Below are 16,902 nucleotides of genomic sequence, written 5' to 3' on the forward strand. Positions count from 1 at the left end.
GCGCGGATCACCGGATGAGTTCGGCCTGGACGATCCGCCAGTGCTGACCTGGTCCGCAGGAGATCCGTAGCTCCAGTGGGGCCACCCGTACCCGGATCCGGGTGTGCTCGACGAGTTCGGCGGAGTCGGTGCCGTACAGGGCGTGTTCCACCCCGTCGTCGGTGATCAGGCCGTAGCAGGGGCCGCTGCCGCCCCGGGTGACCGTGCCGACGAGCCAGTCGCCGGTGATCAGGTCGGACGGTGTCTTCGGCGGCGTACGGGGACGCGGCGACACGGGCAGCTCGGTGGAAGACATCGGCGGCGGGGTCGTACCGCCGGGGGTCGGCGTGTCCGACGGTCCCGGTCCGGAACCTGGCCCGGACCCCGGTCCGGAACCTGGTCCGGACGATTCCGATGATGTCGGCACCGGCTCCCCCGTAGGTGCTGCGCATCCGCCAGCGGTGACCGCCAGCAGCGTCGCCGTCAGCCCGACCAGGGCCCATCGGCGGACAGCTGATCGTCGGGTCAGTCGCGTGGTGGTCATGTCGATCAGACGCCGCCCGGTCGGCCGGGGTTCCGGCCGACCGGGCGGCACCGGTCACATCTCGATCAGTGGATCCTGCGGATCAGGAGATCCTGATCTTCATCGTGGTGCCGTCGACGGACACCACGCGGATCTTGACGCCGACCGCGGGCAGCTTGACCCCGTGGTTCGGCAGTTCCTCGTAGAAGTACTTCTTGGTGTCGTCGAACACCGGCGCAGCGGCTTGGCCACGGATGTACTGCGGCTGGTCGTTGATGTGCAACGTGAACGAGTCGGCCTTCTCCAGGCTGAACGGCGCGTCGTACACCTGGACCCTGGCCCGCCACGGCGCGCCGGTCAGGTTGTACATCGGTCGTGGCCGCGAGTCGATGTAGAGGTTGCGGCCCTCACCCGGGTGCACGTTGGTGTTGTTGTCGACCTGGGAGGTGTCCCAGTAGGAGATCAGCAGACCCTCCTGGTAGGCGTAGTGGTCCACCCAGTCGGGGTTGCTGTACCCGAAGTAGTACGGGCCGGTCTCCAGGTACTTGTCGTAGGACACGTACGAGCGGTGCCCGGCGATGTAGTAGTTGTCGTACTCGCCGGTCACGCTGGACCCGACGGTGCTCCAGCCGCCGGTCGTCCAGCCGCCGTCGCCTTCGGCGCCGTCGGTGAAGATCGGGGAGCCGTCGGCGGTCACGACGATCTCGTCACCGAAGAAGCCGCCGTACGCCACCGCACCGTCGGTGCGGTAGAGGAACCGCAGCAGCATCGTGTCGCCGGCGTAGGCGTCCAGCGGCACGTTGATGTCGACCCAGGCGCCGCCGGTCGAGCTGTCGATCGCCGGAGTGCCACTGCCGTCGGTGCCGAACGGGGTGCCGTTGATCGTGCCGTCCAGCGACGTCCAGCTCGCGCCGCCATCGGAGGACGCCTGGAAGTACAGGTAGTCGTAGTCGTCCTCGATGTCGTACCGGGCCTTCATGGACAGCGCCGCCGTGGACGACCCGGTCAGGTCGAACTCCCGGGTCATCGTGTTGCTCAGGTCGTCTTCGTTGCCGGAGAAGTACTGGAAGTCGCCGGCGAACGGCTCACCGAGTTCGGTGGTGACCTCCTTCTTGGGCAGGACCACGACCACCGCTTGGGCGCGCTTGGTGTTGTACTCCTGCGGACCGAGGTGCAGCGTGCGTTTCTGACCGGCGACCACAACCTCGTAGTCGAGCCAGCCGAGTTGCAGCTTGTTCCAGGCACCGAGGTCACCCGGCCGTTCGCCGATACCGCCGTCGCCGGCGGCACCGAGGCGGCTCTGCGCCATCAGCGTCCAGTGCTCGTTGTTGTTGTCCCCGCCGCCGGAGGTGTCGTAGTCGTCCGGCAGACCAAGGTCGTGGGCGTACTCGTGGACGAAGACGCTCAGTCCGCCGTTCTCGGGCTGGATGGTGTAGTCACCGATCCACAGGCCACTGTCGCCGACCTGCGTACCGCCGAGCGGGTTCTGCTCCGGGCCGGTCAGGCCGATGTCGCTGCCGAAGGCGTACCAGCGGTGGCTCCAGATGGCGTCCTCACCCTGCCACGGGTCGCGGTCGGCCTGGTCGCCGCCGGCGTGCACGATCTGGAAGTGGTCGAGGTAGCCGTCCGGCTCGTTGAAGTCGCCGTCACCGTCGTGGTCGTACCGGTCCCACTTGTCGAACTCGCGCAGTTCGGCGTTGATCTCCTCGTCGGTGCGTCCGAGCGCCCGCTGGTCGGCCACCCACTGGTTGGCGGCGTCGCGGATCAGCTGCCACACGTTGCTGCAGACGTTGCTGCCGCACAGGTCCCGACCGTACCGGGCCTCGTTGTAGCGGACCTTCACCCAGTCGGTGACGGTGCCGTCCACGCTGTACCGACCGGACGACTGGGTCTCGTAGTAGGTCTTGACCGATTCGACACCTTCGCCAGCGCCGAAGTACAGCTGCTGGTAGTAATCGGCCGAGTAGTCGGCGCGCCAGATGGTGGTGTTGTCCACCGAGCGGTCCGGCTCGGGGATCTCGTTGTGCAGCGGGCCGTCGAAACGCGCCGGACCCGGCCAGTCGGGGTTGCTGTCGACGTCCGGGTAGCTGGGGTGACGCTCGTTGCCGAACTCGGCCAGGATCACGAAGATCCGGTCGGTGGTCTCGCGCTCCAGCTCGACGTACTGGTCCGTGGAGGCTTTCGCGCCGCCGGCCGCGCGTCCGGCGAGACCAGCGCCACTGGTCTCGCCGACCTTGGCGACGGTGCTCGCGCCGCGACGTTCCGGCGTGATCCGTCCGCTGACCACGTCGCTCACCGCGCGTTCGCGTAGCTCACGACGCTTCTCGCCGAGTGGGTTGGGCAGGTCGTCGATGCTCGGCGCTACGTCCAGGGAAGGAGCCACCGCTGGTGCTTCCACCGGCGGTGCCGCCATCGCTGTCGCGGGCAGAGCAAAGCCCATCCCTGAGGCGAGCGACACGGTGAGCATTCCCACCATGACTTTGCGCACCTGGTTACCTCCGGTTCGGGGGAATCCGGGCTACCACTTGGGTGAGTGGCGCCAGGAGATCCGGATGATGTGGCCTCGGTCGTAGGGGCCAAAGTGAAAGTAGTCACCGGAGGGAACCGCTGTGAAGATCGATGCGTCGATTGGTTTCAAGATCTTGTTTGGATCGCCCCGATTTGTCACATCGATGAGGTGTCAGATGTTGGCAGCCGCACGTCGGAGCCGGGAGACGCGACGGGCCGGGCCGGACACCCCGAAAGGCGACCGGCCCGGCCCGTAGAGCGACGACCGACGGTACGGCGAACCGTCCCGGACGGTCGTCGGTGTTCAGTCCTCGTCGGATTTGGTGCCCTGCATCCCCGACGAGATCAGGTCCATCACGGTGGAGTCCTGCAGGGTGGTCACGTCACCCAGGGAGCGGTTCTCGGCGACGTCCCGGAGCAACCGACGCATGATCTTGCCCGAGCGGGTCTTGGGCAGCTCCGGCACCAGCATGATCTGCCGGGGCTTGGCGATCGGCCCGAGCGTACGGGCGACGTGGTCCCGAAGCTCCTTGATCAACGTCTCGCCCGCCTCGCCGGCGACGTCGGCGCTGCCACGTGGGATGGTGAACGCGACGATGGCCTGACCGGTCGTCGGGTCGGTGGCGCCGACCACTGCCGCCTCCGCCACCGCCGGGTGCGACACGAGCGCCGACTCCACCTCGGTGGTGGAGATGTTGTGCCCCGACACCAGCATCACGTCGTCGACCCGGCCGAGTAGCCAGATGTGCCCGTCGGTGTCCTTCTTGGCCCCGTCGCCGGCGAAGTACATCGTGTCGAAACGGGACCAGTAGGTGTCGATGAACCGCTGGTCGTCACCCCAGATCGTCCGCAGCATCGACGGCCACGGTTCGCGCAGCACCAGGTAGCCGCCGCCCCCGTCGGGCACCGACGCACCCTGGTCGTCGACCACGTCGGCGCTGATCCCCGGCAGCGGGGTCATCGCCGAACCCGGCTTGGTCGCGGTCACCCCGGGCAACGGGGAGATCATGACGGCCCCGGTCTCGGTCTGCCACCAGGTGTCCACGATCGGGCACCGGCCGCCGCCGATGTGCTCGCGGTACCACATCCAGGCTTCCGGGTTGATCGGCTCACCGACGCTGCCGAGCAGCCGCAGCGAACTCAGGTCGTACCCGGCCGGGATGTCCTCGCCCCACTTCATCATGGTGCGGATCAGCGTCGGCGCGGTGTAGATGATGCTGATCTTGTACTTCTGCACCAGTTCCCAGAACCGGCCCTTGTGCGGGGTGTCCGGGGTGCCCTCGTACATCAGCTGGGTCGCGCCGTTGGACAACGGCCCGTAGACGATGTACGAATGCCCGGTCACCCAGCCGATGTCCGCCGTGCACCAGTAGACGTCGGTTTCCGGTTTGAGGTCGAAGACCGCGTGATGGGTGTACGACGCCTGAGTCAGGTAACCGCCGGTGGTGTGCAGGATTCCCTTAGGCTTGGCCGTGGTGCCGCTGGTGTAGAGGATGAACAGCGGGTGCTCGGCGTCGAACGACCGCGCCTCGTGCGTGGCGCTGGCCTTCTCCACCGTCTCGTGCCACCAGTGATCCTTGTCGGTCCAGGCGACGTCCTCGCCGGTACGGCGGACCACCAGCACGTGCTCGACCGACGGGCACTGGGCGACCGCGTCGTCGACGGTCGGTTTGAGCGCCGACGGCTTGCCCCGGCGGTAGCCGCCGTCCGCCGTGATGATCACCTTGGCGGAGGCGTCCTGCACCCGGCCGGAGAGCGCGTCGACGGAGAAGCCGCCGAAAACCACGTTGTGGGTGGCGCCGATCCGCGCGCAGGCCAGCATCGCGACCGCCGCCTCCGGGATCATCGGCAGGTAGATCGCCACCCGGTCACCGGCCGTCACGCCGAGGTCGGTCAGCGCGTTGGCGGCCTGGCAGGTCATCTGGTGCAGCTCGGCGTAGGTGATGGTGCGGGTGTCGCCGGGCTCGCCCTCCCAGTGGATGGCGACCCGGTCGCCGAGTCCGGCTTCGACGTGGCGGTCGAGACAGTTGTACGCGACGTTGAGCTGACCGCCGACGAACCACTTGGCGAACGGCGGGTTGGACCAGTCCAGCACCTGGTCCCACTCCTTGGCCCAGTGCAGCCGGCGGGCCTGGTCCGCCCAGAAGGCGAGCCGGTCGGCGGCGGCGGTGTCGTAGGCGGCCGCGGTGACGTTGGCCGCCCCGGCCAGTTCGGCCGGCGGCTCGAACCGTCGACTCTCCTGAAGCAGGTTCTCCAGTGTTTCGCTCATGCGTGGGGCTCCTCACACGTCGCTTGACTTGCTCCGAGGTTAGTGTCGCGGCCCGGCTGGCACGAGACGTCTCACCCGCTGGGGTGCGGACCACGCGCCGAGTGGCTCCCGTCGCGCGGTGGCCGGTCCCGGCCGGGACCGGTCCGGGCGGGGCTGGGCCGGCGCGTAGCGTGGCAGGCGTGACCGAGACCGATCCGCTGGCCCCCCTGCTCGACCTCGCCGACGTGCGGCCCGCCTTGGATCGGGCCCGTGAGCAGGTCGACCAGGCGTTGCGGCATCGCGCGCTGCGCCGCCACGGCGGCCGGGTCGCCGCCGAGATGAGTCTGCGGGCGGCGGTGGCCAGCGCGGCGTTGGAAGGCCACGGGTACCCGCTCGCCGAGGTCCGGGCCGGCACCGTCACCGATCCGGTCGTACAGGGCGCGTTGCGAGTCGCCGAGGCGGTGCCGCACCTGTGCGACCGGTGGCCGCGCGCGCCGCGCCAGGTCTTGGCGCGGCTGCACGTGCTGGCCGCCAGCGACCTGGTGGGGGTCGATCGACTCGGTCGTCCCGTCGAGGCCGAGCCGGTGGCGCCGCGTATCGACGGCCTGGCCGGCCTGATCACGGGCGGCACGTCGGTGCCGCCGCTGCTGCTCGCGGCGGTGGTGCACGCCGAGCTGCTGACCCTGCGCCCGTTCGCCGGGCCGGGCGGCGTCGTGGCGAGGGCCGCCGCCCGGCTCACGCTGATCGCCGCCGGCTCCGATCCGCGTGGGCTGCTCGCGGTCGAGGTCGGCCATCAGGAGCGGGAGCCGGAGTACGTGGGTTCGGCCGGGGCGTACGCCACCGGTACCGCCGACGGGGTGCGGTCCTGGCTGCGGCACTACCTGACCGCCGTCGAGGTGGGCGCGGCCCGGTTGACGGAGGTGGCCGACGAGGCGTTGGCCGCCGCCTGATCAGGTGGAGCTGGCGCGGGCCCGGCGGTGCCGCCCGTACCAGGCGATCCCGATGGCGACCCCGACGCCGACGCTCAACGCGGCGGCCGCGACCGGAACGGCCGGTCGTTCGCGCAGCCGGCGGCCGAGCGGTACGGGGTGGCGGAAGGCCAGCACCGGCCAGCCCTGTTCGGTGGCCAGCTTGCGGAGCTGACGGTCAGGGTTGACCGCGGTGGGGTGCCCGACGCATTCGAGCATCGGGACATCGGTGTACGAATCCGAATAGGCGTAGCAGTCGGCCAGTTGGTATCCGCGCTGCTCCGCCAGCTCGATGACGCCGTCCGCCTTGGAGGTGCCGGCCGCGTAGAATTCGATTTCACCGCTGTATCGGCCGTTCTCCACCGCCATCCGGGTGGCGATCACGTCGGTGATGCCGAGCAGCTCGCCGATCGGCCGGACCATCTCCTCGCCGGAGGCGGAGACCAGCACGACGTCCCGGCCGGCGTTCTGGTGTTCCTCGATCAGTGCGGCGGCCTCGGCGTACACGTACGGGTTGATCAGCTCGTGCAGGGTTTCGGCGACGATCTGGCGGACCTGCTCCACCTGCCATCCCTTGCACAGGGCCGCGAGGTAGTCGCGGGTGCGGGCCATGGTCTGCTCGTCGGTGCCGCCGAGCCGGAACATCAGCTGGGCGTACGCGGACTTGACCACGTCCCGTCTGGTGATCAAGCCGTCGCGGTAGAAAGGCCGGCCGAACGCCAAGGCGCTGGACTTGGCGATCACGGTCTTGTCGAGGTCAAAGAAAGCGGCGCTGCGGCCCACGACGGAGAAGTCTAGCCGCACGGATCCGGCGCGCGCCGGTGCCCGGGTCCGCCGACGGTACCCGGTCCGCTCCCGCCTCCTGACCCGACGATCAGCGATCCCGGCGGCCTCACCTGGGTTCGACGCGGTTCCGATCCGCGACTCGCGGTAGAGAGCACTCGACGTGTGGGCGGTGACTCAGGCATGCTGGTTTGTGACACGCTTTCGTTTCTGGTCCAGTTCCATCCGTTAAGCCCTCGGCGGTTGCACCCCCCGTGACCGCTGAGTGGGTTCGGCTCGACCCCCCCGGAGCCGGACCCCAGACGACCCCCGCCTCCCCCCGGCGGGGGTCGTCGCGTCTGCGGCCGACAACCACACCAGCAACCCCCGATCGGGTACGGACACGACCTGTCCCGATAGCAGAACAACCGTGGTACGTACGGATTTCCACAGGCCTTCCGGTTGTCCACAGGTTCCTTGATCATCTCCACCTGTCGTCCTGCCTCCCGGCGATCGTTGCGGCATCCGTCATCGATCCCAGGAGGCCCGGATGCCCCCGTCCACCAGCATCGACCACCCCCGACGCCTGCCCCTGGTGGTCACCGCTGACGAGGCGCTCCTCGACGACCTGCTACGGCTGGCCGCCCTCGCCGGCACCGAGGTCGACCTCGCGGCCGACCCGATCGCCGCCCGGTCCCGGCACAGCAGCGCCCCGCTCGTCCTGCTCGGCGCCGACCAGGCCGAGCCGTTCCTGCGCGCCCGGCTGCCCCGCCGCGCCCGGCTGATCGTGGTCTGCCGGGCGGGCCAGGACCACGTCTGGCAGCTCGCCGAACCGCTCGGCGCCGAGCATGTGGCGATACTGCCGGCCGCCGAACCCTGGCTGGTCGACCGCTTCGCCGACCACGACGGCACCGCCACGGCACCGGGTCCGATCGTCGGCGTCGTGGGCGGTCGGGGCGGTGCTGGTGCCAGCGTCCTGGCCGGCGGGCTGGCCGCCACCGCCGCCCGACGCGGACTACGCAGCCTGCTGGTCGACGCGGACCCGCTCGGCGGCGGCTTGGACCTGGTCCTCGGGTGGGAACAACTCGACGGACTGCGCTGGCCGGCCCTCGCCGACAGCGACGGGCGGATCGACCCGACCGCCCTGGTCGGTGCGCTGCCCACCCGAGGCGACCTCGGCCTGCTCTCCTGGGATCGCGGCGAGCCTCTGCCGTTGCCGGCCGGCACGATGACCGCCGCGCTCGACGCCGCCCGCCGGGAACGCGACCTCGTGGTGGTGGATCTGCCGCGCCGCCCGGACGAGGCTGCCCTGGCCGCCCTGCACGCGACCGACCAGGTCTTCGTCGTGGTGCCGGCGGAACTGCGCGCCACCGCAGCGGCGGCCCGGGTCGTCGCCGGCATCCGCCCGCACTGCGCCGAGCTGTCGCTGATCGTCCGAGGACCCGCCCCCGGTCGGCTCCGGGCCCGCGAGATCGCCCGATCCCTGGATCTACCGCTGACCGGGACGTTGCAACCCGAGCCACGGATCAGTCGAGGTCTGGAACGCGGCGAGTCGCCGGGCGCGGTCGGTCGGGGCGCTCTCGCCGAACTCTGTCAGCGGATCGTCAGCCGGCTCGTGGACGCCCCGGCTCAGGCTGCGCGATGAGCCGGCACGCGGACGGAGGCGTCTTACGAGTTCGGGTAGCACGCGATGCTCAACACTATGCGTACCGCCGACGGGTGGCGTCGGATCGGCTGGGACACCGCTGGGACACCGCGCCGGTCGCCCCATCGGAGCCAGACGGACTCAGCGAACGGCAGGCATGCCACTGTACTCGTCAAGCTGCTCGGCGGGCACACCGGTAAGGAGTGCGACAGCCGACGTCGCCTCGCGAGTCATCCGAACGACGGCGAAAGTAACGGCTCGGCATGACGAAAGCGTACGGAGGCTCCGGCACGCTGATCTGCTGCGATCCGCGCCGCGCGTATTCACGTGGCCGGCGTCGGGCGCAGCGCCTTCAGCGCGGCAAGTACGCGGTCAGCTGGTCGGCGAGTTGCTTCGGACGGCTGAGCGTCACCGTGTGGCCACCGTCGATTTCATCCGGTACGGCATCGAGGCGGTCGGCCGCCACGCGGCGCTGGAAGTCGGGCGGGAAGAACCGGTCTTCGCGGGCGATGAGCAACCTCGTCGGCACGTCCGGCCACGCATCCAGGGGCCATGGCTCGTTCCATTCTGCGCTGAGCTGGGCGCGGCCATGCGCCGAAGCCTCCGCGACAATCTCGGCCGGCACGCCATTATAGAACTGTTCCTCCTCACTGAGCCCCTCCACACTGCGGTGACCGGTGTTGCCCCACCAGTCGCCGGGACTCTCACCCGGCTTTGGGATCATGGGAGTGAGCAGGACAAGGAGCCGCACAGGCAGCTTGTCGGCGACCAGCGGCGCCGTGAACGCACCATAGGAGTGCCCGACGACCACGAGGTTGCTGCGATCGCCGACGGCATTGACGACCGTGTCACAGAACTCGGCGAAGCCTGCCGCCCTGTCCTCGATCGGCAGCTCCGGCACCACCACATCGTGGCCCCGTCCGGTCAGCTCAGGGCCTAGCAGATGCCAGTCCCAGGAACTGCCGCCACCGCCGTGGATCAGAACGAAAGTCGCCATGCGCCAAAGCCTCGCACAGGGGTACGACAGTCAGTAACGCCGCCCGATGCGCTACACCCGGCCGCCCAACGGCGACCTCACGGCAGAGTCACGTACCGGGCCGGAAGCGTTGTCCCGCGACGACTGGACTCTGCCGCGATCCGCCGCGAGTGCGACTGGCTCAGCTTGGTGCCGTGGACCTGACGGCTGACCAGACTTCCTCGTACGCCGCCGCCTCGGCGGGCTTGTCGAGGTAGAGCGCACCGGTCAGTCCGTCGGCGTAGATGATCGTCGGCTCGTCGGAGCCGTCGAAGTCGAGGATGGTGAACGCGCCGTTCGTCACGGTGGCGCGGTGCAGACCAGCGCTGAACGGCACCATCCGGATGGCGATCTGCATTACCTGCCTTCGATCGTGACCCGATGCGCTCCGTAGCCCTCCACCTCGCCGTCGGCACGTGTCACCAGTACGACCGGTTCGCCTTCGTGGAGCCCGTACTTCCGACGTTCCTCTGGATCGGGCATCCTGGCCTGCGCTCGGTCGCCACTACTCAAGGTGACGGTAGTGCGTTCCTGCTCACCCATGACGAACGTTCCGCGACCTTGCACGACCACGATCAAGCCCTCGCTCCGCAGTTGCTGTAGTGCGCGCCGGACCGTGAGGCGACTCAATTCGTACTCCTGCACCAGGTGCAGTTCGGAAGGAACTCGCTTGCCAGCGGCAAGTTCGCCCGTGCGGATCGCCTGGCGCAGCCGGCCTGCGAGCTGCTTCCACGTAGCGACGTCGGGGTCGAAGTCGCGTTCGCTGGTCACAGCGGCAAGGTAGGGCGCTACATGCTGCCGTAGTGTCGTGTTGACGCCGACCCGACAGGTGGAGTCCGATCGTTGACAAGACCGTCGGGCCGTCGTACGGCTTGTGGTGATCTGACACGGGCTCTGCCCCTGGTCCTGATCATCGGACCAGGGGCAGACGTTTGTCGAGGTCAGTGGTCGAACTGGCCGACCTTGATTCCTTGGACGAAGCCGGTCCAGGTGTCGGCGGTGAACGACAGCACCGGTCCGGCCTGGTCCTTGCTGTCGCGGACCAGGGTGGCTCGGCTGGGGTTGGCGACCTCGACGCAGTCCCCGCCAGCGTTGCTGCGGGTGCTCTTCTTCCACGTGAGTTCGGTCATGACAGTTCCTCCGCGATCGATGCGATGAGTTTGCGAGACTGCGCCTCGCTCAGTGCCGTGGACCCGACGGCTGACCAGACCTCCTCGTAGGCCGCCGCCTCGGCGGGCTTGTCGAGGTAGAGCGCGCCGGTCAGTCCGTCGGCGTAGATGATCGTCGGTTCGTCGGAGCCGTCGAAGTCCAGGATGGTGAACGCGCCGTTCGCCAACGTGGCGCGGTGCAGGCCTGCGCTGAACGGCACTACCCGGACGGAGAGGTTGGGTTGGCGGCTGACGGTGACGATCTGGTGGAGCTGCTCGGCGTCGATGTCGCGCCGCAGCACGGCCTCGTCGAGGATGATGTCGACCTGCGGCGCGGGTGGGGTGGCTCGGGTCAGTAGCGCCTGTCGATCGAGCCGCAGGGCCACCCCTCGGTCGATGTCCTCGCGCTTCATGTCGGGGCGTCCGGCCTCGAACACCCGGGTCGCGTACGCCTTGGTTTGCAGTAGGCCGGGGACCAGGTGCGCCTCGTACTTGCGCAGCCGCGTCGCACCTGACTCAAGGCCGACGTACAGCTCGAACCACTCGGGGATGGCATCGCCGTACGAGTGCCACCAGCCACGGGCCTTGGTCTCCTTGGCGAGCCCCATCAACGCCTCAGTGATTTCTGGTAACGCTCCGTATATCCGGCACATCGCTTCGACGTCGAGCGACCGCATCGACGTGGCGCCGGTTTCGATGCGCCAGATCTTCGGTGTGGACCACTCCAGCGCGGTGGCCGCGGCCTTCACGGTCATGCGGGCCTCCTCGCGGAGCTGCCGTAGATGCCTGCCGAGCTGTCGCCTCGGGACGGTCGAGCCGGTGTCAGTCGTCACTGGATTCTCCTCTCCGCGACTACACACCGGGCGAAACCCGCACTCGATATGTAGCACCCATCGACCACGCTCGGCAATGAAACACCACAAGATGAGGAATCGTCAAGCGTTTCATTTGAAATGAAATATTGCGCTCAGGTGGTCTGGTGGGAACCATGGTCGCTGGGTGTGGCGGTCGGATGACCGATAGGCCCGGCCGTCACATCCCCTCACCGAAGGAGGGGCGGATGACCCAACGCGTCACCTACGAGGCGTACGTCGTCGCCGTAGCAATGACCCTGGCCAGGCGTCACCGGCCGGTGTGGTCCTGGAGCAAGTGGCAGCAGGTCTGCCGGTGCGGATCGTCGTTGCCCTGCCGGGCACGGCACCGGATACCGATCAACCGGGGTCACTGGCCGGAGGAGGGATGCTCGCCCCCGCTGTCAGGCGGTCGACCGAACAGGATGGGGAATCAATGATCGAAGTGGGAGCGGTGTGCGGGGCGGCCCTGCTCGGCTTCTGCGCCGGACTGTTCTCGTTCCGGGTGAAGTCCAGGTGGTGCCCCCAGTGTGGGCTCACCACCTGGCCGACCGAACGAGGAGCTGACGGCGTCGAACGACCATGCCGCGACGCACAGCCAGGTGAATAACCGACTGCTACGGACGCCAGAGCCCAACCCCGGCGACGTACTACTGATCGGCGCACAAGCCAGCGTGCAGTTCGCCGGCGACCGACGACTCACCTTCCGCGTCATCTCCGTCGACCGGAAGCCGACCTACCACGGCTGGGTTTGGCTCACCGGCTACGTGATCAACCACAGTGGAGAAGCCGCCGAGCGGCGGGAGATCTTCGTCCAGCGTCGTGGACTCTACCGCCTGCCCAAACGTACAACGAATCGATAATTGATCAAGGAGAACCAGATGATGATCTTCGACGTACTTCGGGACTGGTGGCTTCGCTGGCTCGACTGGCGCTCCGGCCGCTCCACCGCCTCCCGGCGACTGCAGGCCCTCCGACTCCGACAGACGACAGCGGCCCGACACCGCCGAATCGGCAACAACCGGGGACGTCGCTGGTCGTCCGAGGCAACCACCCTGCTGCCGACCCTGCGTCCGCTGATGACCTACGGCCAACAACTCGGCTACCGACTACCTACCACCACACGGTGATCAGGCGGTCGACGTACGAGATCAACCGCCGCCGGCGTCGCCGATGTGAGGCTGGGATACCTATCGAGTCGCGGGTTAGGTATCCCAGCCTCACATCGTGAAAGCGACCGTGCCCCGAGCAGCGGTCAGGGACGCGGCGGCGCGTCGAGCAGGTCGATCTCGTCCGGAATGCCGGGGACCGCGCCGGCCTGGCCTCTGGTGGCGCGTACCTGTAGCAGATCGACGGCGGTGCGGGCGGGTTATCCACAGGCGTTCCGGTTATCCACAGGTTCCTTGATCATCTCCACCTGGCGTCGGGCTTCCCGGCGATCGTTGCGGCATCCGACATCGATCCCAGGAGGCCCGGATGCCCTCGTCCACCAGCACCGACCACGGGCGCCGCCCGCCCCTGGCGGGCACCGCCGACGAGGCGGTGGCCGGCCGGGTACGGGAGCGGTTCGTGGCCGACGGCACACCGGTCACCGCAGCGGCGGTGGTGAGCGCGGTACGGGCTGAGCCGGGGGCGGCGTTGCTCGGCGACACCCGGCTGCTGCGCCTGGCCGATCAAGTGCATGGAGATCTCGTCGGCGCCGGTCCGATCGGCCCGCTGCTGGCCGATCCGAGCGTGACCGACGTCCTGGTCAACGGCACCCAGGTGTGGGTCGATCGTGGTGACGGGCTGACGCAGGTGGCGACGCCGTTCCGGTCGGTCGACGAGGTGCGCCGGTTGGCGCAGCGGTTGGCGGCGGCGTGTGGTCGGCGGCTCGACGACGGGTGCCCGTACGCCGACGCCCGGTTGCCGGACGGCACCCGGTTGCACGCCGTGTTGCCGCCGATCGCGACCGACGGACCGTACCTGTCGTTGCGGACGTTTCGGCAGCGGCCGTTCCAGCTGGCCGAGTTGGTGCAGCGGCGGATGGTGCCGGCCGGGTTGGCCGGGCTGTTGGAGGCGGTGGTCGCGGCCCGGTTGGCCTACCTGGTGACCGGCGGTACGGGTTCGGGCAAGACGACGATGCTCAACACGATGCTGGGGCTGGTGCCCGCGCGGGAGCGGATCGTGCTGGTCGAGGACGCGGCCGAGCTGCGGCCGTACCACCCGCACGTGGTGAGTCTGCAGGCACGGACGGCCAACGTGGAGGGCAGCGGGTCGGTCGACCTCGGCGCGTTGGTACGGCAGGCGTTGCGGATGCGGCCGGACCGCCTCGTCGTCGGCGAATGCCGAGGCGCGGAGGTCGTTGACCTGCTGGCCGCCCTCAACACCGGCCACGAAGGCGGCGCCGGCACCCTGCACGCCAACGCGGCGACCGACGTGCCGGCCCGGCTGGAGGCCCTCGGCCTGCTCGGCGGGCTGCCTCGGGCCGCCCTGCACGCCCAGGTCGCCGCCGCGCTCCAGGTCCTGATCCACCTTCGACGGACCGCTGTCGGCCGGATCGTCGATGCGGTCTGCCTGCTGCTGCCCAGCGGCCCGGACCGGCTGGTGACCGTGGTGCCGGCCTGGCGGCGCGACGCCGGCCCGCAGCCGGCGGCTACCGCTCTGGCCCGGCTCTGCGTCGAACGCGGGGTGCCGGCACCCGATGTTCTGACCGGTCGCGTTCGATGATCGGTCCGGCCGGTTGGCTGCGTCGCCGGACCCGCCGCCACCGAGTGCTGGAGGCGGCCGCCGGCCGACCAGCGCATCAGTCGACGACGCTCGCCGAGCGGATCGCGCGGACATACGACGCGGTCGTCGCCGACGCGCCGACGTGGTGGCGGCACGCGGTGTACCACCGGCGACGTCGACTGCTCGCCGCCGCGAGCGTCGGCGGCGGAACCCTCGGCTGGTGCCTCGGCGGGCCGGTCGCCGCCGTCGTCCTCGCCGCCTACGGCGGGCTGGCCGGCCGGGCCGTGGTCCGCCGGCACTTCGGCCAGCAGCGGCAGCGACGACGGGAACAGCGGATCGACGCGTTGGCGGCGATGGCCGCCGACCTGCGGGCCGGCCTGCCGGTACGACCCGCTGACCTGTCGCCGGCCCGGTCGGCCGGCCGCGTGCGAGGCACCGGCCGGGGTACGGACGACCGGCTGGCCGCCCTTACCGCCGCCGCGACCCGGCTGGCGGAACAGACCGGGGCGCCCCTGGCCGACCTGCTCGAACGGATCGAGGCCGACGCGCGGTCCACGGACCGGTCGCGGGACGCGGCCATGGCCCAGGCAGCCGGGGCCACGGCGACCGCCTGGCTGCTGGCCGGGCTGCCCGCCGGCGGCATCGCCCTCGGCTACGGCATCGGCGTGGACCCGCTCGCGGTGCTGCTGCACACCCCGATCGGCGGCGCGTGCGCGGTGATCGCGCTCGGACTGCAACTCGCCGGCCTGGCCTGGACCGAGCGACTGAGCCACATCGGCGAGGTGTGACATGCCGCTGACCGTGCTCGCGGCCCGGCGACGCCTGTCCCGACTGCGCGGCGACACCGGCCCGGCGGTGGACGCGCGTCGACTGGTCCGCCCGGTGGCGGTGCTCGCGGCGGTGGCCGTCGTCGTGATCGGCGGCAACTGGCTGTCCGTACCGGTCGGACTCGCCGTCGCCGTCGGCCTCGATCGCGGCCTGCGGCGAATCGAACCGCCGCAGGCCCGCCGGCAACGGCTCCGGGAAGCCGCCGACTTGCCGCTCGCCGCCGACCTGCTGGCGGCCGCGCTGCGTGCCGGCGCGCCGGTCGACCGGGCCGGCGCGGCGGTGGCCGACGCGATCGGCGGCCCACTCGGCCTGCGGCTGGAGCGGGTGGCCAGATCGCTGCGCCTGGGCGCCGAGCCGCAGCAGGCGTGGGATCAGGTGTCGGGCGTCGCCGGCGGTGACCGGCTCGCCGCCGCAGCCGTCCGGTCGTCGGCGAGCGGCGCCGCTCTGGCCGGTGCGCTGACCCGCCTCGCTGACGACCTGCGGGCCGGCCGGTCGACGCGGGCCGAAGCGAGCGCCCGCCGCGCCGGTGTGCTGATCGTGCTGCCCCTCGGGCTGTGTTTCCTGCCCGCCTTCATCGTCGCCGGCCTGGTGCCGGTGATCGTCGCCGTACTCGGCGACATCCTCTGAGGAAAGGAACGCTCCATGCGTCATCCACGAAACGTCGTCCGATCGCTGTCGTCGGGGACCCGGCAGGTCGCGGCAGGGCTCTCCACGCGGCTGACCGCTACCCGGCTGTCCGCCAGGTTGCGCGACGACGCCGGAATGAACACCGCCGAGTACGCCGTCGGCACGCTGGCGGCGGTCGCGTTCGCCGGCATCCTGCTCAAGGTGCTCACCAGCGAGAGTGTGCAGGCCGCGCTCGGCGCCGTGATCGATCGGGCCCTCGGGTGAGGCGGCGTCGGCAGGCCGGTCGGGACCGGGATCGGGGTTCGTTCACCGCCGAGTTGGCGGCCGGCCTGCCGGCGCTGGTCCTGCTGCTGGCCACCGGGTTGACGGCGGTCTGCGCGGTCACCACCAAGGCCGAATGTGTGGACCTCGCGCGGGCGACCGCGCTGGCCGTCGCCCGAGGCGACACCGCGCCACCGACGTCGACCCCGACCGGCGCGACGGTCTCCGTCTCGGTCGACGGCGATCTGGTCGACGCCACCTGCCGGGCACCGGTGCGGGCGCTGGGGGCACGACTGCCCCGTGCGACGGTCACCGCGTCGGCCGTCGCCGCTCTGGAGCCGGGCCGGTCGTTCGACCTACCGGTGGGTGGTCCACCGCCATCGGAGCGAACCGGGGCCCGACCGGAACAGGGGACGGCATGAGCCGCCGTACGGCCGGCCGGCAGCGGCGGCTTACGGACTGCGGGCAGCGGGGGAGTGCCAGTCTCTGGCTGCTGACGGTCGGTCTCGTGGTGGTGCTGGCGGGGGCGGCGGGTGCGTTCGTCGCGGCGGCACACCTGGCCCGCCACCAGGCCGGCACGGCAGCCGACCTGGCCGCCTTGGCCGGTGCCGCCCGGATCTTCGACGGACCGACGGCGGCCTGCGCGCGGGCGACCGAGTTGGCCATGCTCAACCACGGGCGGCTGGTCCGGTGCGTCACCCACGGTCTGGAGATCACGGTGACGGTCGAGGTCCCGGTGGTCGGGCCGCCTGGGACCGATCGGGTGGCCACCGCGTACGCCCGGGCCGGACCGGTCCAGGGCTGAGCCGGACCGGTCCAGGGCTTGAGCC

19 protein-coding genes are annotated in these 16,902 nt (G+C 70.2%); 10 read left to right on the forward strand and 9 right to left on the reverse strand.

The window, feature by feature from the left end; all coding sequences use genetic code 11:
* Positions 1-7 precede the first annotated feature (7 nt).
* The 3 genes from O7632_RS04510 to acs form a co-directional block, all read right to left on the reverse strand.
* The gene (locus tag O7632_RS04510; RefSeq protein WP_278111674.1) at positions 8-295 is read right to left on the reverse strand and encodes a hypothetical protein; all 288 of its coding nucleotides are present in this window, start codon (positions 293-295) and stop codon (positions 8-10) included.
* Positions 296-605: 310 nt separating this feature from the next.
* Positions 606-2,975, reverse strand: a complete 2,370-nt coding sequence (locus O7632_RS04515) for an immune inhibitor A domain-containing protein (protein WP_278119823.1) — start codon at positions 2,973-2,975, stop codon at positions 606-608.
* 339 nt (positions 2,976-3,314) lie between these two features.
* On the reverse strand, positions 3,315-5,279 hold the full coding sequence (gene acs / locus O7632_RS04520) for an acetate--CoA ligase (RefSeq protein ID WP_278111675.1): 1,965 nt from the start codon (positions 5,277-5,279) through the stop codon (positions 3,315-3,317).
* Positions 5,280-5,458: 179 nt separating this feature from the next.
* On the opposite strand from acs, the gene O7632_RS04525 reads away from it, so the two are divergent.
* A complete protein-coding gene (locus O7632_RS04525; RefSeq protein WP_278111677.1) occupies positions 5,459-6,208 on the forward strand; it encodes an oxidoreductase in 750 nt (249 codons plus the stop codon).
* Here the strand turns inward: O7632_RS04525 and O7632_RS04530 are convergent, their stop codons facing one another.
* Entirely contained in the window at positions 6,209-7,009 is an 801-nt protein-coding gene (locus O7632_RS04530; RefSeq protein WP_278111678.1) for an HAD family hydrolase, read from the reverse strand. It abuts the gene before it with no gap.
* A 529-nt stretch (positions 7,010-7,538) separates the two neighbouring features.
* On the opposite strand from O7632_RS04530, the gene ssd reads away from it, so the two are divergent.
* Entirely contained in the window at positions 7,539-8,633 is a 1,095-nt protein-coding gene (gene ssd, locus O7632_RS04535; protein ID WP_278111680.1) for a septum site-determining protein Ssd, read from the forward strand.
* A gap of 352 nt (positions 8,634-8,985) precedes the next feature.
* Here the strand turns inward: ssd and O7632_RS04540 are convergent, their stop codons facing one another.
* The 5 genes from O7632_RS04540 to O7632_RS04560 form a co-directional block, all read right to left on the reverse strand.
* The gene (locus O7632_RS04540; RefSeq protein ID WP_278111682.1) at positions 8,986-9,630 is read right to left on the reverse strand and encodes an alpha/beta hydrolase; all 645 of its coding nucleotides are present in this window, start codon (positions 9,628-9,630) and stop codon (positions 8,986-8,988) included.
* A 160-nt stretch (positions 9,631-9,790) separates the two neighbouring features.
* Positions 9,791-10,006, reverse strand: a complete 216-nt coding sequence (locus O7632_RS04545) for a Scr1 family TA system antitoxin-like transcriptional regulator (RefSeq protein ID WP_278111683.1) — start codon at positions 10,004-10,006, stop codon at positions 9,791-9,793.
* Entirely contained in the window at positions 10,006-10,419 is a 414-nt protein-coding gene (locus O7632_RS04550) for a GntR family transcriptional regulator (RefSeq protein ID WP_278111685.1), read from the reverse strand. The genes O7632_RS04545 and O7632_RS04550 overlap by 1 nt, the downstream gene beginning before the upstream one ends.
* A 170-nt stretch (positions 10,420-10,589) precedes the next feature.
* A complete protein-coding gene (locus O7632_RS04555) occupies positions 10,590-10,778 on the reverse strand; it encodes a DUF397 domain-containing protein (protein ID WP_278111687.1) in 189 nt (62 codons plus the stop codon).
* Positions 10,775-11,629: a helix-turn-helix transcriptional regulator gene (locus O7632_RS04560; protein ID WP_278111689.1), complete on the reverse strand. Its 855-nt coding sequence runs from the start codon at positions 11,627-11,629 to the stop codon at positions 10,775-10,777. The genes O7632_RS04555 and O7632_RS04560 overlap by 4 nt, the downstream gene beginning before the upstream one ends.
* Positions 11,630-12,249: 620 nt before the next feature.
* Here O7632_RS04560 and O7632_RS04565 point away from each other — a divergent pair.
* From O7632_RS04565 to O7632_RS04600, 8 genes are all read left to right on the forward strand, one after another.
* Positions 12,250-12,510 carry a hypothetical protein gene (locus tag O7632_RS04565; RefSeq protein WP_278111690.1) on the forward strand — a complete coding sequence of 87 codons (261 nt, stop codon included), beginning with the start codon at positions 12,250-12,252 and terminating at the stop codon, positions 12,508-12,510.
* 18 nt (positions 12,511-12,528) lie between these two features.
* The gene (locus O7632_RS04570) at positions 12,529-12,777 is read left to right on the forward strand and encodes a hypothetical protein (protein ID WP_278111691.1); all 249 of its coding nucleotides are present in this window, start codon (positions 12,529-12,531) and stop codon (positions 12,775-12,777) included.
* 346 nt (positions 12,778-13,123) lie between these two features.
* Positions 13,124-14,356, forward strand: a complete 1,233-nt coding sequence (locus O7632_RS04575) for a TadA family conjugal transfer-associated ATPase (RefSeq protein ID WP_278111693.1) — start codon at positions 13,124-13,126, stop codon at positions 14,354-14,356.
* Positions 14,353-15,144, forward strand: a complete 792-nt coding sequence (locus tag O7632_RS04580; RefSeq protein WP_278111695.1) for a hypothetical protein — start codon at positions 14,353-14,355, stop codon at positions 15,142-15,144. The genes O7632_RS04575 and O7632_RS04580 overlap by 4 nt, the downstream gene beginning before the upstream one ends.
* Position 15,145: 1 nt before the next feature.
* Positions 15,146-15,811 carry a type II secretion system F family protein gene (locus tag O7632_RS04585; RefSeq protein WP_278111697.1) on the forward strand — a complete coding sequence of 222 codons (666 nt, stop codon included), beginning with the start codon at positions 15,146-15,148 and terminating at the stop codon, positions 15,809-15,811.
* A 90-nt stretch (positions 15,812-15,901) separates the two neighbouring features.
* Positions 15,902-16,075 carry a DUF4244 domain-containing protein gene (locus O7632_RS04590; RefSeq protein WP_278119824.1) on the forward strand — a complete coding sequence of 58 codons (174 nt, stop codon included), beginning with the start codon at positions 15,902-15,904 and terminating at the stop codon, positions 16,073-16,075.
* Positions 16,072-16,494 (forward strand): TadE family type IV pilus minor pilin, encoded by a 423-nt coding sequence (locus O7632_RS04595; protein ID WP_278111698.1) that lies wholly within the window; start codon positions 16,072-16,074, stop codon positions 16,492-16,494. Before O7632_RS04590 ends, O7632_RS04595 begins: the two co-directional genes overlap by 4 nt.
* Complete coding sequence (locus O7632_RS04600; protein WP_278111700.1) at positions 16,491-16,877, forward strand: Rv3654c family TadE-like protein; 387 nt, start codon at positions 16,491-16,493, stop codon at positions 16,875-16,877. The genes O7632_RS04595 and O7632_RS04600 overlap by 4 nt, the downstream gene beginning before the upstream one ends.
* The last annotated feature ends 25 nt before the right edge of the window (positions 16,878-16,902 follow it).

The sequence above is a fragment of the Solwaraspora sp. WMMD406 genome, assembly GCF_029626025.1.
Taxonomy (GTDB): domain Bacteria; phylum Actinomycetota; class Actinomycetes; order Mycobacteriales; family Micromonosporaceae; genus Micromonospora_E.